The sequence below is a fragment of the Limnobacter sp. SAORIC-690 genome, from assembly GCF_002954425.1.
In the GTDB taxonomy this organism is placed as follows: Bacteria; Pseudomonadota; Gammaproteobacteria; order Burkholderiales; family Burkholderiaceae_B; genus Limnobacter; species Limnobacter profundi.
In genome coordinates this window covers 567599-586850 of sequence record NZ_MQVZ01000001.1, presented here as the reverse complement: position 1 = coordinate 586850, position 19252 = coordinate 567599, and the positions used below count along the sequence as shown (strand labels likewise).

General features: G+C 52.6%; 21 protein-coding genes and 1 pseudogene. 12 read left to right on the top strand and 10 right to left on the bottom strand.

What is annotated here, in order from left to right:
* Positions 1–51 precede the first annotated feature (51 nt).
* On the top strand, positions 52–930 hold the full coding sequence (rfbA, locus tag BSZ31_RS02680) for a glucose-1-phosphate thymidylyltransferase RfbA (protein WP_105027433.1): 879 nt from the start codon (positions 52–54) through the stop codon (positions 928–930).
* On the opposite strand, the gene BSZ31_RS02675 is transcribed toward rfbA, so the two are convergent.
* Together BSZ31_RS02675 and BSZ31_RS02670 are read right to left on the bottom strand one after the other, a co-directional pair.
* On the bottom strand, positions 897–1214 hold the full coding sequence (locus tag BSZ31_RS02675; RefSeq protein ID WP_105027432.1) for a nucleotidyltransferase family protein: 318 nt from the start codon (positions 1212–1214) through the stop codon (positions 897–899). The genes rfbA and BSZ31_RS02675 overlap by 34 nt on opposite strands.
* Complete coding sequence (locus BSZ31_RS02670) at positions 1211–1615, bottom strand: nucleotidyltransferase substrate binding protein (protein WP_105027431.1); 405 nt, start codon at positions 1613–1615, stop codon at positions 1211–1213. The genes BSZ31_RS02675 and BSZ31_RS02670 overlap by 4 nt, the downstream gene beginning before the upstream one ends.
* Before the next feature lie 87 nt (positions 1616–1702).
* Between BSZ31_RS02670 and rfbC the strand changes: the two genes are divergently transcribed.
* Positions 1703–2194 carry a dTDP-4-dehydrorhamnose 3,5-epimerase gene (rfbC, locus tag BSZ31_RS02665; RefSeq protein ID WP_369907256.1) on the top strand — a complete coding sequence of 164 codons (492 nt, stop codon included), beginning with the start codon at positions 1703–1705 and terminating at the stop codon, positions 2192–2194.
* On the opposite strand, the gene BSZ31_RS02660 is transcribed toward rfbC, so the two are convergent.
* The gene (locus BSZ31_RS02660; RefSeq protein ID WP_105027430.1) at positions 2195–4330 is read right to left on the bottom strand and encodes a TonB-dependent siderophore receptor; all 2136 of its coding nucleotides are present in this window, start codon (positions 4328–4330) and stop codon (positions 2195–2197) included.
* Positions 4331–4458: 128 nt separating this feature from the next.
* Between BSZ31_RS02660 and BSZ31_RS02655 the strand changes: the two genes are divergently transcribed.
* Positions 4459–4989, top strand: coding sequence for a transcriptional activator RfaH (locus BSZ31_RS02655; protein WP_168426819.1), 531 nt, complete (start codon positions 4459–4461; stop codon positions 4987–4989).
* On the opposite strand, the gene BSZ31_RS02650 is transcribed toward BSZ31_RS02655, so the two are convergent.
* A complete protein-coding gene (locus BSZ31_RS02650) occupies positions 4971–5351 on the bottom strand; it encodes a response regulator transcription factor (protein ID WP_105029709.1) in 381 nt (126 codons plus the stop codon). The genes BSZ31_RS02655 and BSZ31_RS02650 overlap by 19 nt on opposite strands.
* A 102-nt stretch (positions 5352–5453) precedes the next feature.
* Positions 5454–5858, bottom strand: coding sequence for a hypothetical protein (locus BSZ31_RS02645; protein WP_105027428.1), 405 nt, complete (start codon positions 5856–5858; stop codon positions 5454–5456).
* Between the two features lie 138 nt (positions 5859–5996).
* Between BSZ31_RS02645 and rfbB the strand changes: the two genes are divergently transcribed.
* Both rfbB and rfbD read left to right on the top strand, forming a co-directional pair.
* Positions 5997–7025, top strand: a complete 1029-nt coding sequence (gene rfbB / locus BSZ31_RS02640; RefSeq protein ID WP_105027427.1) for a dTDP-glucose 4,6-dehydratase — start codon at positions 5997–5999, stop codon at positions 7023–7025.
* 277 nt (positions 7026–7302) lie between these two features.
* Positions 7303–8250 carry a dTDP-4-dehydrorhamnose reductase gene (rfbD, locus tag BSZ31_RS02635; RefSeq protein ID WP_168426818.1) on the top strand — a complete coding sequence of 316 codons (948 nt, stop codon included), beginning with the start codon at positions 7303–7305 and terminating at the stop codon, positions 8248–8250.
* On the opposite strand, the gene BSZ31_RS02630 is transcribed toward rfbD, so the two are convergent.
* From BSZ31_RS02630 to ftsY, 4 genes are all read right to left on the bottom strand, one after another.
* Entirely contained in the window at positions 8240–9748 is a 1509-nt protein-coding gene (locus BSZ31_RS02630) for a Fic family protein (RefSeq protein ID WP_105027425.1), read from the bottom strand. The genes rfbD and BSZ31_RS02630 overlap by 11 nt on opposite strands.
* A gap of 78 nt (positions 9749–9826) precedes the next feature.
* Positions 9827–10735 (bottom strand): ABC transporter permease, encoded by a 909-nt coding sequence (locus tag BSZ31_RS02625; protein ID WP_105027424.1) that lies wholly within the window; start codon positions 10733–10735, stop codon positions 9827–9829.
* A gap of 21 nt (positions 10736–10756) precedes the next feature.
* Positions 10757–11491 (bottom strand): cell division ATP-binding protein FtsE, encoded by a 735-nt coding sequence (locus BSZ31_RS02620; RefSeq protein WP_105027423.1) that lies wholly within the window; start codon positions 11489–11491, stop codon positions 10757–10759.
* Positions 11488–12429: a signal recognition particle-docking protein FtsY gene (gene ftsY / locus BSZ31_RS02615; protein WP_105027422.1), complete on the bottom strand. Its 942-nt coding sequence runs from the start codon at positions 12427–12429 to the stop codon at positions 11488–11490. The genes BSZ31_RS02620 and ftsY overlap by 4 nt, the downstream gene beginning before the upstream one ends.
* A 116-nt stretch (positions 12430–12545) precedes the next feature.
* Between ftsY and BSZ31_RS02610 the strand changes: the two genes are divergently transcribed.
* The 7 genes and pseudogenes from BSZ31_RS02610 to BSZ31_RS02580 all read left to right on the top strand — a co-directional run bounded on the left by BSZ31_RS02610 (position 12546) and on the right by BSZ31_RS02580 (position 17937).
* A complete protein-coding gene (locus BSZ31_RS02610) occupies positions 12546–13958 on the top strand; it encodes a pitrilysin family protein (protein WP_105027421.1) in 1413 nt (470 codons plus the stop codon).
* 31 nt (positions 13959–13989) lie between these two features.
* Positions 13990–15339: a pitrilysin family protein gene (locus BSZ31_RS02605; RefSeq protein ID WP_105029708.1), complete on the top strand. Its 1350-nt coding sequence runs from the start codon at positions 13990–13992 to the stop codon at positions 15337–15339.
* Positions 15340–15383: 44 nt separating this feature from the next.
* Positions 15384–15989, top strand: a complete 606-nt coding sequence (rsmD, locus tag BSZ31_RS02600; RefSeq protein WP_105027420.1) for a 16S rRNA (guanine(966)-N(2))-methyltransferase RsmD — start codon at positions 15384–15386, stop codon at positions 15987–15989.
* Positions 15990–16048: 59 nt separating this feature from the next.
* Positions 16049–16552 carry a pantetheine-phosphate adenylyltransferase gene (coaD, locus tag BSZ31_RS02595; RefSeq protein ID WP_105027419.1) on the top strand — a complete coding sequence of 168 codons (504 nt, stop codon included), beginning with the start codon at positions 16049–16051 and terminating at the stop codon, positions 16550–16552.
* Positions 16553–16561: 9 nt separating this feature from the next.
* Positions 16562–16789, top strand: a pseudogene (locus tag BSZ31_RS02590) (YfhL family 4Fe-4S dicluster ferredoxin); the annotation flags it as partial.
* Between the two features lie 231 nt (positions 16790–17020).
* Positions 17021–17305: a hypothetical protein gene (locus tag BSZ31_RS02585; RefSeq protein ID WP_240605626.1), complete on the top strand. Its 285-nt coding sequence runs from the start codon at positions 17021–17023 to the stop codon at positions 17303–17305.
* Positions 17306–17319: 14 nt separating this feature from the next.
* Positions 17320–17937, top strand: a complete 618-nt coding sequence (locus BSZ31_RS02580; RefSeq protein ID WP_146106561.1) for a hypothetical protein — start codon at positions 17320–17322, stop codon at positions 17935–17937.
* On the opposite strand, the gene BSZ31_RS02575 is transcribed toward BSZ31_RS02580, so the two are convergent.
* The gene (locus BSZ31_RS02575; RefSeq protein ID WP_105027415.1) at positions 17934–19163 is read right to left on the bottom strand and encodes a hypothetical protein; all 1230 of its coding nucleotides are present in this window, start codon (positions 19161–19163) and stop codon (positions 17934–17936) included. The genes BSZ31_RS02580 and BSZ31_RS02575 overlap by 4 nt on opposite strands.
* Positions 19164–19252: the final 89 nt, after the last annotated feature.

Genomic DNA, 19252 nt, shown 5'->3' with positions numbered 1-19252 from the left:
GGCTTACTTCACATAAGATATGAAACATGCAAGGTTAACCAAGGTGAAAACATGAACCGCAAAGGCATTGTGTTGGCCGGTGGGCAAGCCACCCGCTTGTACCCGGCCACTGCCGCTGTGAGCAAGCAGCTGCTGCCCGTTTACGACAAGCCCATGATTTACTACCCCCTGAGCACGCTGATGTTGGCAGGTGTACGGGAGGTGCTGGTGATTTCAACCCCGCACGACACACCGCGATTCGAACAATTACTGGGCGATGGCAGCCGTTGGGGCATGCGAATTGATTATGCAGTGCAGGCCACACCCGGTGGTGTTGCGCAATCACTGATTGTGGCAGAACCTTTTTTGCAGGGCGCGCCCTGTGCCTTGGTGTTGGGTGACAACCTGTTTTATGGTCAAAACCTGGTTCGGCAAATGCAATATGCCTACGGGCAAAAACAGGGTGCCACCGTGTTTGCGTATTCCGTGGCCAACCCGCAAGCCTATGGCGTGCTTGAATTGAATGCTGAGGGTGCAGTGATTGGTGTGGAAGAAAAACCTGCGCAGCCCAAAAGCAAACAGGCGGTGACCGGCTTGTATTTCTTTGACGGGCAGGCCGCTACCATTGCCAAAGGCTTGACACCCTCAGCACGAGGCGAGCTTGAAATCACCGATGTCATTCGAACCTACTTGACCATGGGGCAGCTTGAAGTTCAACACATGGGGCGTGGGCAGGCCTGGCTGGATACCGGTACCGCAGACAGCTTGCTGGACGCGGCCAACTTCATTCAAACCATTGAGCGCAGGCAAGGCTTAAAGGTAAGTTGCCCTGAAGAAATTGCGTGGCGCAACCAGTGGATTACTTCGGCACAGTTGGCTGCGCTGGCCAAGCCATTGCGCAACAGCGGTTATGGCGATTACTTGCTGGGCTTGCTGGAGGCGGGGCTTTGAATAAGCTCGTAATTTGTTTGAATGATTTTCTGAAACTCTGGCGAAATACTGTGCCAGTCAACCAGGTCTACTTTCCAGGGCAAGTCTGATTCAGAAAAAGCCTCTGCCAAATTTGCACGAGTGCCTAAGGGAATGGCCTGGCGATCAATCAAGACCAAGTCAAGGTCTGAGAATGGTTTTGGGTTGCCATTTACTCTCGAACCAAAAGCCCACACTTCACATTGAGGAACAATGTCGCCGAGAATTTCTTGAATCAGGGCGAGTTCTTTGTCCTGTAGCTTCACTTGTTTCTCGCGTGAAGTTGCGCATTCAGAAATCTGGCCTCTTGCAAAAAAGCTGGAATTTCGGCTACCACTAGCAGGGCTACGGATTCATCGTAGGTGTGGCTGGTTCGCGAGCGCATCTCCCTGTATTTTTTCCACTGTGTCCAGTCGCTCAAAAGCAGCCCCTGTTCGTTGCCGGTGCGAATAAGGTCTTGGAAAGCCATTTCATCAATGTTGGCTGGGCTGGGAGAAGTTGATTCAAGAAATCGTTTCAGCATTTTGTGACTCAGTTCATACGTGAATTCGAAGCGTTGAATCAATCCATCCCGAATCTGTGTGTCGGTGATGTCTTTCTGATAGCGTTGAATACCTTCATCGAGTCGAAGTATGGCATTGTCGAAGGAGCTGAGTTCTAGGATCATTCTGGAATAATTAATTGGTGATATGCATGAATTGTAACCTTACTCCTTTAAAAGGCTTATTGCTTCTAACACCCACGGTGCACGCCGATGCACGCGGCCACTTTTTTTGAAAGCTTCAACGCGAAAACTTTCAAGCAGGTGGCTGGCATTCAGCCCGAGTTTGTGCAAACCAATGAATCGCTTTCAAGGCGCGGGGTATTGCGCGGCCTGCACTGGCAAACTGCCCCCAAGGCACAGGGCAAATTGGTGCGTGTGGTGCACGGTGCAGTGTTTGATGTGGCCGTGGACCTGCGTGAAAATTCGGAAACATTTGGCCAGTGGTATGGTTGTGAATTAAGCAGCGCCAACCATGTTCAGCTGTGGATACCGCCTGGTTTTGCACACGGTTTTTTAACGCTGACCGACACCGCAATTACCAGTTACCAGGTGACCGAGCACCACAGCCCCGAGCACGAACATTGCCTTGCCTGGAATGACCCGGTGTTGAACATTGATTGGCCATTGAAGCAGGCTGGTGTTGCAAAGCCAACCCTGTCGCCCAAAGACGAACAGGGTATGGCTTTTACAAGCTTGAGTTGATTACAAATCGACGCTGACAATCGCCTTGATGGTTCGGGGTGTGCCCACACCAATCAAGCCGTTGCCTGCGGTGCTGTAGTAGTTTTTGTCGGTGGGGTTGTCGACCACCAACTGAAACTGCGTGGGCGTACTGCCAATTACAGTCGAGTAACGTGCGCCCAGCGAGGCCACGGTGTAGCCGCCAATAAACGCCTGGTTTTGATCGTTCACAGCGCGCTCGCCGGTGTAGTACAAACCACCACTGAAGCTTAAGCCCGGTATGCTGATCAAGCGGTATTCCGCAAACAGGCTGGCTGTTTTTTCGGCGGTGTTTTCAGGCACACGCCCCACAGTGGCTGGGTTGCCGTCGTTTTGTAATTCCGCATCCATCAACAAGGCTGAGGCGGCAATCGAAAGTTGCTTGTTCAATTCGCCGGTCCACGCCATCTCGAACCCGCTGTAATTCGCCTTGCCGTTCAGGCCAAATACACCTGGTGTTCCGGGGGGTGAGCCTGCTGGGGCGGGTTGTAAAAATGTAGATGCACGATCAATGTCGAAATAGGCAATTTGTGCCAAGCTGTTTTGACCAATATTGAACTTGGCACCCACCTCACGCTGTTCTGATTCTGCGGGGTCGAGCAACTGGAATGCATTGGCCGCATTGGCAGGTGCCTGCCCCGATTCCTCAAGTCCTTCCACATAGCTGGCGTACAACGACACATCCTGGCGTGGCTTGTACATTACCGCCAGAGAAGGGGTTGTTTCTTGTGCATTATAAAGACGAACAGTGCGTGTACCATCGGCCAGAACACTCAGGTTTTCGGTGCGGTAGTCGCCACGGCGAAGGCCTGCCAATACCTGCCACAGTTCACCCAACTGCATGCGGTCAAATACATACAGGCCTTGGTCATCAATGGTTACAGCGGAATATGCACCTGTTAAGCTTACGTTCTGTGGTGCAATTTCACGGGGGTTGTACAGGTTTTGGTTGAACAGGCTTTGTGTGCCGGTTACGCCCGGTGTGTTGCTGGCGCGGGTGTTGGTGGTGTAGCCAAAAGACAGGTTGTGCGTAATTGGCCCAGTGACCACTTCGCCGTAAACTTCACCGCGGTAGTTGGTGTTGTCGAATTGTTGGTCGCGGCTGTAGAAAATTCGCAGCTCGCCCTCGCCGGTGTTCAGGTCGTAGTTTTGGAATTGGGAAAAGGCACGATCGCGAGTGGTTTCGGCGTAACCGGCTTCAAACAACACTCCCCAAGAATCGCTCAACACATAGTCCACGCGAGCCAGGTAGTTTTGTGCGTTGGCATCGTATTGTTGCCATTCGCCAGCCAGGTTGGTTTTGTTGTCGGGCACTGGGGGCAGGGTTACCCTGCCATTGACTGCAGGCAGCAGCGCAATTGCGGCCTGCTCGCTGACTGATTTCTCATAGTGTTCTACATCGAAGCGAAAGCTTAAGCGATCGGTGATTTTCCAGTCGTAGGCAATGCTGGCCAATTCGCGTTCGCCGCTGTAGTTGTTCACGCCAATGTCTTCAGCGCCCTTCACCAAATTAACGCGCAGGCCTTGGTTGTTGTTCTCGCCAAACTTGCGGCCCCAGTCCAGGTGGGTGGTGGCGCCGCCATGTTCATTCACACTTTGGCTCAGGCTGAGTACAGGTTTGTTGCCCGCACGTTTTGTAACAAGATTCACCACGCCCGAGGGGGGAATGAAACCGTAATACAGGGAGGATGCGCCCTTGAGCACTTCCACCTGTTGTTTGTTTTCAAGGGGCACATCGACCAGATTGATAATGGGCAGTGAACCATTGAGGCGGTAGTTGCCGCGGTTTTCTACCAGAATGCCGCGAATGGCAATGTTGTCGTAGGTTGAGCCGTTTAGTTGCGAGCGGGTAACACCGGCGGTGTTGCGCAGTGCACCGAACAGGGTGGTGGCTGATTGTGCATCCAGCACCTCGCGGGTGACCGAGTTCACGGTGAGCGGGACATCAATGGGTGCTGTGTCGCGGAAGGTGCCCACCTGCACGGCGTTACTGGAGTAGCTGCCTTGCTCGCGGGCTTGAACCTCAACTTCTTCGAGCTGATTGTTGGTGGTTTGGGCGATGGCCAAAGCTGGCAGGCCCAGGCCAAGCATGGCCAGTGCAACAGGTTTGAGTTTCATGATGATTGCTGTGGTGGATTTGGAATTTTTATGAAGACAGGATACTAAACGATAATGACTCGCATTTCTAATATCAATTATCAAAACTGTTGTTTATCCTGCGCTTTGAAGGGTTTAGAATGCGGCCTGTGCCTTATTTTGAAGAATGCAACACCATGGCCCAGTGGTATGTGATGTACACCAAGCCCCGCCAGGAAACCGTGGCGCTGGAAAACCTGCAACGCCAGAACTACCAGGTATTTTTTCCGCAAGCCCGTGTGCAAAAGCGCAAGGCGGGGCAGGGCACTGTGCAGGTAGTTGAACCCCTCTTTCCCCGCTACATGTTTATTCACCTGGAGGTGGGGGTGAGCGATTTTTCCAAGCTGCGCTCAACCAAAGGCTGTGTGGATTTGGTGAAGTTTGGCGGCAAACCTTCAGTGGTGCCTGTTGAGTTGATTGAGTTGATTCAACATCAAGTCGACTCCGATTCCGTGATCGATTTGCTGAAATTGAATGCGCTTGAAATAGGTGGTGAGGTGCGTGTGGCCGAGGGCCCGTTCGAAGGCATGATGGGCAAAATTGCATCCCAAAAAAGTGATCAACGCGTTGTCGTGCTGCTCAATGTGCTGGGCGCTGAACGCAATGTGGAATTGGCCCGCAGTCAGCTGGACAAAGCCTGAATCTCGCCTAGAACTGACCTCAGCTTGTTGAGAAAATACTCGGGCTCGACGGGCTTTAACATCCAGCCTTGAACACCTACGGTTTTTGCTTCGGCCACCATACCTTTGTCAGACAAGGCGCTCATGACAATGATTGGCGTGTGCTTGGCCACATGCCGCACCCGTTTACAAAACTCCAGGCCGCTGATGCCTGGCATATTGATGTCAGTCACGATGAGGTCGGGTGTGCCGTGGTCGACAATGTATTGCAACCCTTCTTCGGCACTGGATGCGGTTTGGGCGTCAAACCCGGCTTGACGAATTACTTCCGCATAAACACTGCGAATGGAGCGCGCATCATCAAGCAACAAGACCGTTTTCATACTGATTTCCCATTTCACCGAGGTTGTTACAGTGGAATGTTAAATCAGCATGAAATGTTAATGACAACTTTTAACCAAAGTTAACCATGGCTTACGCTGTGCTTACTTGGTGCGGTTCCAGTCGTTGATGCAACCCACTTGCACTGTGTTGCGTGCCACAGGGCCGGTTTGGGTCAGTGTGCGGTTTTCACCGGGCATGATGTACAGTTCGGTCAGCTGTGCGCCCACCAGCACGCGGCAACGTTTGGGGTGCTCTTTGTGTTGGTTTTCAACGTAAATGACGGTTTCTTCGCAAGACTGTGTCACCTTGGCTTTGGTGGTGCCGTCCGACAAATCTTGTTCCTGCTTGCCTTCGATGTTGCACAGGGTGGCTGAAGTGCCGCTGTTTTCAGCGGTATTGCCTTCATTGTTATTGGGTGTTGGTACTACGGCCACGCATGCGGCGGCCAGTGAAGAGGCCGCTGCAATCAGGCCCAAGCGTGTGATGAGTTTCCCATTGATAGTCATGTTCTGTCCCTAATAAATTAAAAAGCTGGCTGATGCCTGTGATAATTGAAATACTGCCCTGATCTGCACAATTGATATTGTGACTTATTGTGTATTTTTTTAGTTCAGGTTTTATTCTAAGCAATTTACTGATAGATCATGACTTTACTTGTTACGGGCTCCGCAGGTTTTATCGGTTCATGTTATGTGCGCCAGCATTTTGAGCACAGCGTTGAGCCCGTTGTAAGCCTGGACGCCTTGACTTATGCCGGCCACCTGAGCACCCTGGGCCCGGTATTGAAGCGACCTGAGCACACATTTGTACACGCCTCCATTGGCGATGTAGATGCCGTGCGCGCTATTTTTGAGAAACACAAACCCCGCGCGGTGTTGAACTTTGCCGCAGAAAGCCATGTGGACCGGTCCATTCTTGGGCCGGGCGAATTTATTGAAACCAATGTGGTAGGCACCTACCGTTTGCTGGAATGCGCACGCGAATACTGGAATGGTTTGCAAGGCGAGGCCAAGGCCGGTTTTCGGTTTTTACATGTGAGTACCGATGAGGTATACGGCACGCTGAAACCAAAAGACGCCCCATTTCCTGAAACCAACCGTTACGAACCCAACAGCCCTTACTCGGCCAGCAAAGCAGCCAGCGACCACCTTGTGCGCGCCTGGCACCACACCTATGGCTTGCCCGTGCTAACCACCAATTGCAGCAACAATTACGGGCCTTACCACTTTCCGGAAAAGCTGATCCCGCTGTGCATCATGAATGCCTTGAATGGAAAGCAGTTGCCCGTGTACGGCGATGGGCAGCAAATTCGTGACTGGCTTTTTGTGGAAGACCACACACGCGGCATACGCACCGTGCTTGAAAACGGCATGCTGGGCGAAACCTACAACATTGGTGGCTGGAATGAAAAAGCCAACATCGACGTGGTGAAATTGATTTGCAACTTGCTGGATGAACTCCAACCCCGAGCAGATGGTATTTCGTATTCAACGCAAATTGCGTTTGTCACCGACCGCCCAGGGCATGATCGCCGATACGCGATTGATGCGCGAAAAATTGAACGCGAGTTGGGGTGGAAGCCGGTTGAAACTTTCGAGACTGGCATTCGGAAAACGGTGCAGTGGTATTTGGCAAACCAAGCATGGGTTGCAGAAGTAACCGCTGCTAGGTGATTGTTTTAGCCCAATCGGCGGCGGTGTTTCGATCGCCTCGCCTTCAAGAAAACCTGCCCGTTTGAATTCACCCGCCACGGTCGGCCGAAGGCGGCACCGAGACTCGGCTCGCTTTTTTGCCGAGCGAGGTGAGTCAGGGTGAATCTCAAAAAGGGAAATACAGGTTTTCTGGCGAGAGATTGAAATTCGCGCCGATCGGGCCAAACAAACCAACGGTTAAGCAAGCCTGCAATCAATACGGTTAAACTATCGCAACAGTTTTCAGGAGAACTTCGCTTTGGGAATTCGCGTACTCGTGCTTGGCGCACAAGGCCAGCTTGGTCACACCATCGGACAACATGCCAAGCCTGCTCTGATGGAAACGATGGACGCCTGCATCAGCTACGGCCGCGACAAAGCGGACCTTGCCAAACCCGACACCCTGATCAATGCCCTGAAAGACGTACGCCCCGACGTAGTTATCAACGCTGCTGCCTACACCAACGTAGAAAAAGCAGAAACCGAAACTGAACTTGCACACGCCATTAATGCAAAGGCAGTGGGCATTTTGGCCGAGCAATGCAAAAAGCAGGGCGTGGCGCTGGTGCATTACAGCACCGACTATGTATTCGATGGAAAAGCCAGCAAGCCCTACGCAGAAACCGAGGTCACCAACCCACTCAGCGCTTACGGGAAATCGAAACTGGAAGGCGAAAAATACCTGAAAGAAGTGGGCGGGAATTGGGTGGTGTTTCGCACGGGTTGGGTGTACGGCCAGCGTGGCAATAACTTTTGCCGAACCATGATCAAGCTCGCGCAAGAGCGAGACACACTGAAGGTGGTTGACGACCAAACTGGTGCGCCAACACCCGCAAACTGGCTGGCTGAACTGGGGCTTACCGTGGCAGGTGTTGTGGCCATGCACCGTTACAAAACCATGGGCAAGTTGGCGCCCACTTTTCTGCCCGACTTTCCCTCTGAAATTCCCAGCGGTGAAATTTTTCACGCCAGTGCGGCAGGGGTAACTACCTGGTTTGACTATGCGTGTTTGGCGATTGAACATGCACACAAGCAAGGCGTTGTTCAGCGCATGCCCAACATTGAACGTGTAAAAACTGCCGACATGAATTTTGCGGCACAACGCCCGGCTTACTCGGTGTTGGACAACACAAAGTTAATGAACACCTTCCGCGTAAACCCACCGGAGTGGACGAAAGGTGTTAGAAACTTTGTGCTCAATTATTGAGATCCTGCTGAGGATCAAGCAGGCGATGTTGAACAAGTGAACGCTCAAATGCGTTGCACCTTTTCATTTTTTCAATCACTGCATCAAGATCATCGTAGACAAAAGCAGCGGTCCACGCTTGAATTCTCTGCATTGCCGAAATAAACGGAATCGGATTTCCCTCGCGACTTAATTCACGCAGACAGTCTAAATACTCCTCCCGGAAAAGCGTAGGGATGATAATTCGACACGCACCCACTACCGACAATTCAGAGTTCATGACTAATCTTGCCAAGCGACCATTACCATCGTTGAATGGATGAATTTCTGACACAAGAAACATGGTGAATAATGCGCGCGCAAGACCTGCAGGAATAGTGGGCAGCAACATGGATCCCTGAACCAGAGTACCGCGTACTAACTGGGGTTCGACAAATTCGGTATTGCCCGCACGGTTGCGCTTTAACTTGAATTCTCCCGGCTCTACCTCGGGCCGTTCTTGCATTTGATCCCAATGCCGTTTGCGAAGTTGAGTTTCGACGGGAATGCCTGAGGCCAATACTTGATGCATCCAGGCCGGGGTCACTGCTTGACGAAATACACCAAGAATATCGTGCGAGTCTTTGGGGCGAGACAACATGGGTTTGCCGAAGAGTACAATCTCGCGCGCTTCCTCAATATCAAATTCAGTGCCTTCAATGAAATTGGAAAAGTACGATTCAAGAAAAGCAAAGTGAATCATTGCTTCGGGCGTGCATGCCGCTTCTTCAGCTTGTTTCAAGGGTTGTGATCGCAACGCAGCAGCCAGTTTTTCAAACAACTCTAGCCTGTCAGCATCGTAAGGAAGCGCAGCTGTGAGTGCGCGCCCTTGGGTCGTGGTCAGTGTAGAGAGGCGAGTTTTTAGAATGCTGCCTATGAGCGAATCAAGAACAAGGAACTCCTTCGGCAGCTTCAGTGCTTGAGCAAGTGAACGCGCTGCTTCCCGAAGTGTTGCAAGAGCCTGTTCTCCGCGCGCAGTGCATAGGGTCAACAAGCGAGATTCGACCGCCTCGCGCCCAACAGCTTTTTTGAAAGTCCCTCGGCTAGGTGAAAGATTTTCCAGCAGGCACCTCGCCTCTGATGGAAAGTAAATTGCCCGCCCTTGCATTGGTATGTCACCGGGTTGGGGTGGGGGCCCTTTCACTGCAACTATTTGTAAGCCGGGAAGTTGTACTTTTCGGTTGCTGGTGTATGTAATGTACAGTAGTCCCTGCTCTGGCAAGCCGCCGTTAAAAGCGCTGCGAAACGATACGACTGAATTCGGAAACAGGGCAGAAACAACTCTGATTCGTTCACGTGCAAGTAGTGCAGGCCAGCTTGTATCCGACAAATTGCTTGCAATACCTTTGGCGACCAGTTTGAGTTTTCCGGCTTTCAATTGCCTCTGAACAGCGCGAATTTGCGCGGAGTTCAGCTCGGAGTAAAGAATCAGTGAGCTATCAAGAGTTGTCGCGTTTTTAGTAGTTAACTGTGCACACATGCGAATTTTGTCGTGTTTTGTGATGCTAAAAGTATAACTTTGTCGTGATATAGGTGGTTAGGGATATCTTTGCCAGTTTCAATGAATGCGCAGCACTGTGCTTTTCACAGAAGCCCAAGCGCCCACCATGACCAGCACCACCCACACCAGAATCAGCCCCAGCGCGGTAATGCCGCTGGGTTGCTCAAAGCGGAAGTCGCGATCAAATTCACGAATGAAGGTGCCGGCGGCATCGTCGGCCAGGCCCATGGCACCGCTTACCACGGCATAAGCCAAACCAAAGGCGACCAGCGCCAGGCTGACTGACCACCACAGGGTGGGGCGGCCCACTTCGGTGTCGGTGGCCCCCAGCGATTTCAACACATGCACTTCAGCCTGGTTGCGAATCAGCTGCAAGCGCACGGTATTGAAGGTAACCACCAACACCATGCCTGCAATCAACACAGCCAGTGCCATGGCAATAATTTGTGTGCCGTTCAATACCGATTGAAGGCGGCGAACCCACTGCGCGTCGTATTGAACATGTTCCACGCCTGTGAAGTTTTGCCACTGCGCAATTTTTGCTTCTATGGCTTGGGTGTCGGTGGTGGCGTCCACTTCAAGCACCACCACCACGGTGTAGGGCAGGGGGTTTTCAGGCAAGGCTTGCGCCAAATCGGGTGTTTGGCTTTGCGTGCGCAAACGTTCCATGGCCTGCTCGGGCGTGACGATATTCACGCTGTCCAAATCGAAATCGCGCTTCAGTTGTGCGGCTGCACTTTTTACGGAATCAAGTGTGGCATCCGGTTTGAAGTACAAGCTGATTTCAGGGTCGCCCACCCAACGGTCCATGCTGGGCACAATCGCGCTTAACCCCTGTGCAATCGTCCAGGGCATGGCCAATGCAATGGCAAGTACCAGGGCGTTGAACAGGTGACCAAGTGGTTCATCAAGCCACAGCTTTAAACCGGCAGAAATTGAAAACCACTGCAAACGTAACCAACGCATGTGTTGTCTCTTAAAAGTGGATCAAGCCCCGTAGGCCTTGTTCAGAAAGTCTTTGGAAAAAGTTTGCACGCCTGCCTCGCGGCCACCGTTGTGCGACAAATCGGCGGGTGCTGGCAACACTGCGCCTTCGCCCAGTTTCAAACGATGTGTTACTCGGTTAAAACGGTGTGCCTCGTGGGTGGCCACAATAATGGTGACTCCCGCGCGGTTGAATTCTTCCAGCAAGCCCACCACGCGCGCGGCCGATTCATCATCGAGCTGGGCGGTGGGTTCGTCGGCCAGTACTAGGGCTGGCCGATTAACAACCGCGCGTGCAATTTGCAAACGCAGTTGTTGCCCGCCCGACAATTCACTGGGCAGCATGCGGTCGGTGTGGCTTAAGCCCACGCGGGCCAGCGCGGCCTTCACGCGGCTTTGAATGTCGGTATCGCTCAAGCCCACCACGCGCAGGGGCAGGGCCACGTTGTCAAAGCAGCTGCGGTTGTGCAGCAGTTCAACGTCCATGCCTGTGTAGCCCACATTGCGCCGGTAGTGCGCACGTTCTCGCCGGTTCAGGCGTGCTATGGAGCTTTTGCCCACCAAAATGTCGCCACTGCTGGGTTGTTCAAACGTGGCCAGCAATCGCAATATAGAGCTTTTGCCCGCGCCGGAATGGCCTTCCAGCAGTGTGAATGAACCTTTGGGTAGCTGAAAATTCACGCCCTTCAAGGCGGCGTGGGTGCCGTACTTCAAAGTGACGTTTTTGAATTGGATCATGCGGTTTGGTTTCCGTCAGTGTCGATGCCAACCAAGGCGTTGGCGAATTCCCGGGGGCTGAAAGGGCGCAGGTCGCCCAGCTTCTCGCCCACGCCAATAAAGGCAACTGGCACGCGGGTGCTCATGCTCATGGCTGCCAGGATTCCGCCTTTGGCCGTGCCGTCCAGTTTGGTGACCACCAGCGCGGTCAGTGTAAGTGCATCGTTGAATGCCTTGATTTGTTGCAAGGCGTTTTGACCATTGGTGGCATCCACCACCAGCACAATTTCGTGGGGTGCGTCCACCTTGGCTTTGCCCAGTACTTTCTTGATTTTTTTCAGCTCTTCCATGAGGTGAAGCTGCGTGGGCAGGCGGCCTGCGGTGTCGCAAATCACGATGTGTTTGTTTCGTGAAATACCGGCCTGTACTGAGTCGAATGCCACTGCGCCGGGGTCGCTGCCCTCGGCAGAAATGACATCGACATTGCTGCGTTGGGCCCACACATCCAGTTGTTCTCGGGCTGCTGCACGAAACGTGTCGCCAGCGGCCAACAGAACGGAATAACCAATTTCAGCATAGTGGTTGGCCAGTTTGCCGATGCTGGTAGTTTTGCCTGCGCCGTTTACACCCACCACCATCATGACCAATGGGCGGGCACGGTCTACGCCCATGCTGGTTTCCAGGGGGCGCAGCAAATCGAACACTGAATCGCGCAGCACCAGGCGCACGTCTTCGGGCCGGGTGAGGCCTTTCTGGTACACCGTGTCGCGCACTTTCTGCATCAGCAGTTCGGTGGCGGGCAAGCCGCAATCGGCCAGCAGCAGGCGTTCTTCCATTTCTTCGAAAAAGGCTTCATCGACCTTTTCGCCGGTGAACATGGAGGTAAGGCCGGAACGGGTTTTGGTCAAACCCGATTTCAAACGACCAAGCCAGTCCTGTCTCTGCCCAGGAATCTGCATGTAAAACTCCAATTGAGGAAACTAAGCGGTGTGAACGACTGTCAGACAGCGAGATGTTGAATGACTTATTCTACCATTGAGGTTAAAACGGACGTTTGCTGTAAAAGGTGTCTTGAATGATAAAAACAGGTTTTCAACTGAATCGGCGTTGGGCGGCACTGGCTGCTGGCGTTTTGCTGATTGCAAGTGCTCAATTGCTGATGGTCAACGCGGCGAATGCCGCTGATGGCGATGTGACTGAATACAAACTGAACAACGGCTTGCGTGTGGTGGTGAAGGAAGACCACCGTTCGCCCACCGTGGCGCACATGGTGTGGTACAAGGCCGGTTCGATGGACGAGTACAACGGCACCACCGGTGTGGCCCACGTGCTTGAGCACATGATGTTCAAAGAAACCAAAACCCTGAAAGTGGGCGAGTTTTCCGAAACTGTGGCGGCCCTGGGTGGGCGCGACAATGCGTTCACCAGCCGTGACTACACCGCTTATTTTCAGCAGCTTCAGGCCAAAGACTTGAGCAAAGTGATGGCGCTTGAAGCTGACCGCATGGCCAATCTTATTCTCAGCGAAAGCGAGTTTGAGAAAGAAATCAAGGTGGTGATGGAAGAACGCCGTTACCGCACCGACGACCAGGCCACAGGCAAGCTTTACGAGGCATTCATGGCCACGGCTTTTCAGGCCAACCCCACGCGCACACCGGTAATTGGCTGGATGAGCGACCTTGAAGCCATGACGTACAAGGACGCACGCAAATGGTATGACACATGGTACACACCCCAGAATGCAGTACTGGTGGTGGTGGGCGATGTGCAACCCGCGCAGGTAAAAGCCATGGCTGAAAAAACCTATGGCAAGGTCAAACCCAAGAAGCTGGAAGAGCGTAAGCCGCAGGAAGAGCCCAAGCAAGAGGGAATACGCCGTGTACAAGTGAAGGCACCAGCCGAGAACCCGTATTTGATCATGGGTTTTAAAGTACCCAAGTTAACTGATGTGCTGAAAGACCGTGATGCGTATTCACTGGCCGTGTTGAGTGCTGTGCTGGATGGTTATTCCGGTGCGCGTTTGAATCGCGAATTGGTCCAAAACCAGAAAGTGGCTTTGCAGGTGGGTGCCAGTTACGACATGACAGGCCGTGGCCCCTCGCTGTTTTATCTGGACGGTTCGCCAGCCGCCGGCCAAACCGTAGAGGCGTTGGAAAAGGCTTTACTGGCCCAGGTGAAGAAAGTGGCTGATGAAGGTGTAAGCGAAGCAGAACTGGCCCGCGTGAAAGCGCAGTTGATTGCCAGCCAGGTGTACAAACGCGACTCCGTGTACGGGCAGGCGGTGGAAATTGGCCAGAACCTGACCATTGGTTTTGAGGTGGGCGACATTGACCGAATGATCGAGCAGATCAAAACCGTGACTGCGAAGGAAGTGCAGTACGCCGCGCAGAAATTCTTTGATCAAGACCAGCTGACCGTGGGCACCTTGTTCCCCTTGCCGATCGACCCGAACAAGAAAGACGCGCCGCCCAAGGGTTTGACTCATTGAGCACCAACAAGTTATGCAGGGATTTACAACCATGTTGAGTAGCAAGAACAAAGTATTCATTCGCGGCTTGTTTGCCGCGGGTGCCACCGCAGCAGCAGTATTTGCAGCGCCTGCCAATGCCGCATTGCCGATTGAAAGCTGGACTGCGGCCAGTGGTGCGAAAGTGATGTTCATGCGCGCTGAAGCGCTGCCCATGCTGGATGTGCGGGTGGACTTCCCCGCGGGCAGCCGCGCTGACCCCAAAGGCAAAGAAGGCCTGGCCAGCGCCACCGGCGACATGATTGGTCGTGGTGCAGAAGGCCTTTCCGAGAATGACATTGCAGACGGTTTTGCCGACACGGGTGCACAGTTTTCCGGCGGTGCCAGCAGCGATTCTGCCGGGGTGCAATTGCGCACACTGACCTCCGAGCCTGAGTTCTCAAAAGCAATTTCCTTGATGAAAACCGTGCTGCAAAAGCCGGTGTTCAATGCCGACATTCTGGCGCGTGAAACCGCACGCAGTGTGGCTGGACTGAAAGAGGCTTTGACCAAGCCCGACACCTTGGCTGACCGGGCATTTGCCACAGCGCTTTACCCGAATCACCCATACGGCACGCACACCACGGAAGCCAGCCTGAAGGCGATTACCCTGGCCGATGTGGAGCAGTTTTACAAAACCCGTTACCTGGGTAACAAGGCGGTGGTTTCGCTGGTGGGCAATATTACCCGCGCACAAGCTGAGAAACTTGCCAATGAGTTGACCGCTGGCTTGCCCAAAGGTGAGCTACAAGGCAACGCCTTGGGAGGTGCCGACTATCAAGAATTACAGGCGGCCATGAAAGGCCAGACCATTCAAATTGACCACCCGGCTGCCCAAAGCCATATTTTGATGGGCTTGCCCGCCATGCGCCGTGGCGCACCGGATTACTTTGATTTGCTGGTGGCCAACCATGTGTTGGGTGGCGGTGGTTTTGTGTCGCGTTTGATGAACGAAATTCGTGAGAAGCGTGGCTTGGCGTATAGCGCCTATTCTTACTTCATGCCAGCAGGCGATGCAGGCCCATTCCAGGCAGGCGTGCAAACCAAGAAAGAGTCCACTGCACAAGCTGTGCAAATTATGCGGAAAACCATTCTGGATTTTATCGAGAAGGGCCCCACACAAGCAGAACTGAACGCAGCCAAACAAAACCTGATTGGTGGCTTTCCCTTGCGAATCGACAGCAATGGAAAGTTGCTGGGCAATATCTCCATGATGGGCTTGCACAACATGCCTCTCGATTACCTGGACAACTGGACCGCCGAGATTGAAAAGGTCACTGTTCAAAGCGCGCGCGAGGCCTTTGCCAAGCATGTGAAAGCGGACAAGTTGGTGACCGTGGTGGTGGGCGGAAAAGTTGAGTGAGAAGGCTGAGTGAGAAGGCTGAGTGAGAAGGCTGAGTAAGCACGTTGAATAAGTTACGAATCATCGGCGGGGTGTGGCGCCGACACCTGCTGCCGATTGCGCCGGTCGAGGGCCTAAGGCCAACGCCCGACCGGGTGCGTGAAACCGTGTTTAACTGGTTGGGGCAAGACTGCACTGGCATGCAAGTGCTCGACTTGTATGCAGGCACGGGTGCTTTGGGGTTTGAGGCGGCCTCGCGCGGGGCAAGCCAGGTGGTACTGGTGGAGCAAAACCGCCAAGTGGTCGCCCAGTTGCAGCAGAACAAAGCCTACCTGTTGTCGAAATGGCTCGCCGCAGAGGGCAGCCCGCCTTCCATTCAAATTGAATCCAGTGACGTGCTCACTTGCCTGAAACGCTTGGCCAGTGGGGGCAAGCAATTCGACCTGGTGGCGCTAGACCCCCCTTTTCGAAGCGATTTGATGCTGGCCACCCTGCCGCTGATCAAAGCAGTGTTGAAACCAGAGGGGCTGGTGTATGCCGAATGGCATGAAAACCTGCTTGCTGACGAGGCCGTGCTGTGCAAGGCGTTGAATGTTCAAGAAATTGATGCTTTGCGACATTTAAAAGCAGGCCAAGTGCATGCCCATTTGTTTGCCCTGCCTGCTGTGTGATACAAAGCGGGGATAGAGCAGTATCACGCGAATAAAACCCTTTGATATGGAGATCAGCGATGCGCATTGCTGTATATCCCGGAACATTTGACCCGTTAACCCGTGGTCATGAAGATTTGGTGCGCCGCGGCGCAAAAATATTCGACAAACTGGTGGTTGGTGTGGCCGACAGCCCCAACAAGAAGCCTTTCTTTTCAATGGACGAGCGTGTGCAAATTGCACGTGAAGTGCTAAGCCACTATCCCAATGTCGAAGTGAAGGGTTTTCGCGGCTTGCTGAAAGACTTTGTGCGCGACAACAACGCCAATGTGATTATTCGCGGCTTGCGTGCGGTAAGCGATTTTGAGTACGAATTTCAAATGGCGGGCATGAACCGCTATTTGCTGCCCGATGTAGAAACCATGTTCCTGACGCCATCGGACCAGTACCAGTTTATTTCCGGCACTATCGTGCGTGAAATTGCTTCACTGGGCGGCGATGTCAGCAAGTTTGTGTTTCCGTCGGTTGAACATTGGTTGAACCAGAAGCTGGGGCTGACCCCGCCGCAGGTGATCAACAAGTAAAGTGAACATATGGCTTTAATCATCACCGATGAGTGCATCAATTGCGACGTGTGCGAGCCCGAGTGCCCGAACGGCGCGATCAGCATGGGTGAAGAAATTTATGAAATAGACCCCGGCAAGTGCACCGAGTGCGTGGGGCATTTCGACGAGCCACAATGCGTGGTGGTGTGCCCGGTTGAATGCATTCCCAAAGACCCGGCCCACCCCGACACCCGGCAGCAATTGCTGGGCAAGTTTTTCAAACTGCACCCTGACAAAACACCCTATTTACCTGCTGGTTCTGCGGAAGGTGATTCTGCGGTGGCATCCAAACCAGCCCCAACCGAAGGTTGTTGACAGTTCATTCCAGAAGCAACCCTGCATTCAGTTTCTTCAAACAAGGTTCCTGCAGCTTAATTCCTTTTTTCTATAATTCACCCTTTATTGAATTGGACTTTGTACGAAATATGTCGTACATTAAGCGTGCCTGTGGGTTATAGATCAGCAAAAAAAGAAATCTTGCGTGCGCTACGGAACGGAAATTATCAGCATGAGTCTCGTGGCGATATTGATGTGAAGAATTTGCTTGCTCTCGGTAAGGTTTCGGCGATCGAAGTCGCGACACTGATTGCCAGTAGCGATGGAAGTATGCACACGGAATCGCCTCACCATGTGGTCAAGGAGATCACGGTGCATGTGATTAAAGTTAAAAATTGGTACATCAAGTTTTATTTTGTGGACCCTGATGCCTGGTTTATCAGCGTTCATAAATAAATTCAGGAACACATATGAAACTTTTCATCGATGGAGATCAAAGTCGAGCCATTTGCAATCATTGTAGAAAAATGGTTTCGCTAACCTTTAAGCGAAGGGATGTTCCGTTCAGCGACAAAAAAGGATTCGCACACGATATTTTGGTGGGTGTGTGTGACCAATGCGATCATGTTGTATCCATCCCAGCCCAATCAACGCCCGCCATTTCAGAATCACGAAGAAAAGCGCTGAGATCGATTGAAGTTCGATTGCCGGCAATTTATCTCGATATGCTTGATTTGGCGGCATTCACTGTTGAGCCTGATTCGACGCCAGACTTTCGTAAAGACCTTTTGTGTTACTACATTCATGATTTGGCGCACGACCCCAAGGGAATTCAAAGGCTATTGTCTGCCCACAAGCTTTCATTGATGAGTTACACGATCGATACGGTGAAGATTCCTCGTAGGCGACTTTCGATGAAAGTGCCAGAAAAGCTGAAAGTTGAGCTCCAACGTCTTGAGAGTGAAAGCGAACTGAACACAACAGATTTATTGAAGTCGGTTGTGTTTGACATTCAGCGTGACGTATTGCAGAAACCCAAACCACTCAAAATTAAGGCCTTACAGTACTTGGCGATGGCTGCTGGTTAGGGTTTATTGGCCAATACTGGGCACAACACCAGGCTTGATTTTTCCAGTGGGTGTTCGTTCAGTACCCTGAACCAGCCTTCTTGCCAGGCCCAGTAAGGCTTGTCTTCGCGTATGGCAGTTTCAGCCGCATCGCAATTCAATTCACGCACCTGTGCTTCAGCGGGAATGCCTTCGCTGCCTTTTATGGTTTCGGGTTGTAATTCAAGCAAACCCTCCGATGCCATGTAGTTCATGTTGAAGGTCCAGGCTTGGGCCTCCTCGTGGGTGTAGGTCCATTCGGCTTTGTTCAGGGTCCAGTTTTGCGCGGGCAGGCCACCCTCAAATTGTTGGGCAGAAAATGCGGCCTGGTGTGTTTCAGGCAAGTCATCTCGACGCACATAGGTACGAAGGTTTTCACCATGCAACTTGATAAAAGGCGCACCTTCACCGTTGTTGGCCTGCGCAAGGCGCAACACCAGCAGGTCTTGCTCGGCAGTGCCGGTCCACGGAAAACCGTTCCATTGGCCGTCAATGTCTACTTTCAATTGTTTGAGTGAAACTTCGCGCATGGGGCCAGCCTCGGTTTGCGCATTCATGGCGATGTACAGTTGCTTGTTTTCCTGCGGGGTTTTAATACCCAGGCGCCAACCCAGGTTGAACTGATTGTCTGGAGTGTTGTTGCCCACTTTAAACTTGAACTGCTCCAGTTTGCCGCTCAGCTCTTGTTGGGCTTCAGTGTTGTTCACCGTGAACTGTGCCTGTTCAAGTTCCAGTGAATTCAAAGCAAGTTCGGGTGTAAAAAACCCGGGGTTGGCCACTTGCGTGCTTTGCCAGGCCCGTGCAGCCAGCGCCACTGGCAGCAATGGTGTACAACTCAAACTGGGTTGGCTGCAGTCGGCTTCTTTCTCGGCCCGAGCAGCCAGGCCTTTGATTGTTATTGACTCAACTTGAATTCGGCCTTGCTTGATCGACTCGAAGGCGTTCATGCCCAGCCTGATCAAGGCCAGTTGAAGGTTTTCCTTGCGGGTGGGGTCATCCACTTCTATTTCAGAAATGATCAATTGCGGTTTCAGGGAAAGCGCAAGCACCACGCGTTTTACATCAATTCGCTGGTCGGGGTACTGATTGCGAACACTGTTCAGCTTGGGTTCCCAGATGAAGCGCGGCACTACAACGCCATGAGAAAAAATAACGCCGGTAAGAACGATCACAAAGGCAAGAATTGACCACTTCAGGGCTTTGGACATGGTTGGTGCAGCGAGTGAATACTGACATTACCGTAGCACAAAAAGACGACAAGCAAAAAACAAGGCCCCGAAGGGCCTTTGTTTTAAAC

What these genes read in the sequence shown, in the direction of transcription:
- rfbA (WP_105027433.1), top strand. Translation starts at nt 52, where the DNA reads ATGAACCGCAAAGGCATTGTGTTGGCCGGTGGGCAAGCCACCCGCTTG.
- BSZ31_RS02670 (WP_105027431.1), bottom strand. Translation starts at nt 1,615, where the DNA reads ATGATCCTAGAACTCAGCTCCTTCGACAATGCCATACTTCGACTCGAT.
- rfbC (WP_369907256.1), top strand. Translation starts at nt 1,703, where the DNA reads ATGCACGCGGCCACTTTTTTTGAAAGCTTCAACGCGAAAACTTTCAAG.
- BSZ31_RS02660 (WP_105027430.1), bottom strand. Translation starts at nt 4,330, where the DNA reads ATGAAACTCAAACCTGTTGCACTGGCCATGCTTGGCCTGGGCCTGCCA.
- BSZ31_RS02650 (WP_105029709.1), bottom strand. Translation starts at nt 5,351, where the DNA reads ATGAAAACGGTCTTGTTGCTTGATGATGCGCGCTCCATTCGCAGTGTT.
- BSZ31_RS02645 (WP_105027428.1), bottom strand. Translation starts at nt 5,858, where the DNA reads ATGACTATCAATGGGAAACTCATCACACGCTTGGGCCTGATTGCAGCG.
- rfbB (WP_105027427.1), top strand. Translation starts at nt 5,997, where the DNA reads ATGACTTTACTTGTTACGGGCTCCGCAGGTTTTATCGGTTCATGTTAT.
- BSZ31_RS02630 (WP_105027425.1), bottom strand. Translation starts at nt 9,748, where the DNA reads ATGTGTGCACAGTTAACTACTAAAAACGCGACAACTCTTGATAGCTCA.
- BSZ31_RS02625 (WP_105027424.1), bottom strand. Translation starts at nt 10,735, where the DNA reads ATGCGTTGGTTACGTTTGCAGTGGTTTTCAATTTCTGCCGGTTTAAAG.
- BSZ31_RS02620 (WP_105027423.1), bottom strand. Translation starts at nt 11,491, where the DNA reads ATGATCCAATTCAAAAACGTCACTTTGAAGTACGGCACCCACGCCGCC.
- ftsY (WP_105027422.1), bottom strand. Translation starts at nt 12,429, where the DNA reads ATGCAGATTCCTGGGCAGAGACAGGACTGGCTTGGTCGTTTGAAATCG.
- BSZ31_RS02610 (WP_105027421.1), top strand. Translation starts at nt 12,546, where the DNA reads ATGATAAAAACAGGTTTTCAACTGAATCGGCGTTGGGCGGCACTGGCT.
- BSZ31_RS02605 (WP_105029708.1), top strand. Translation starts at nt 13,990, where the DNA reads ATGTTGAGTAGCAAGAACAAAGTATTCATTCGCGGCTTGTTTGCCGCG.
- coaD (WP_105027419.1), top strand. Translation starts at nt 16,049, where the DNA reads ATGCGCATTGCTGTATATCCCGGAACATTTGACCCGTTAACCCGTGGT.
- BSZ31_RS02580 (WP_146106561.1), top strand. Translation starts at nt 17,320, where the DNA reads ATGAAACTTTTCATCGATGGAGATCAAAGTCGAGCCATTTGCAATCAT.
- BSZ31_RS02575 (WP_105027415.1), bottom strand. Translation starts at nt 19,163, where the DNA reads ATGTCCAAAGCCCTGAAGTGGTCAATTCTTGCCTTTGTGATCGTTCTT.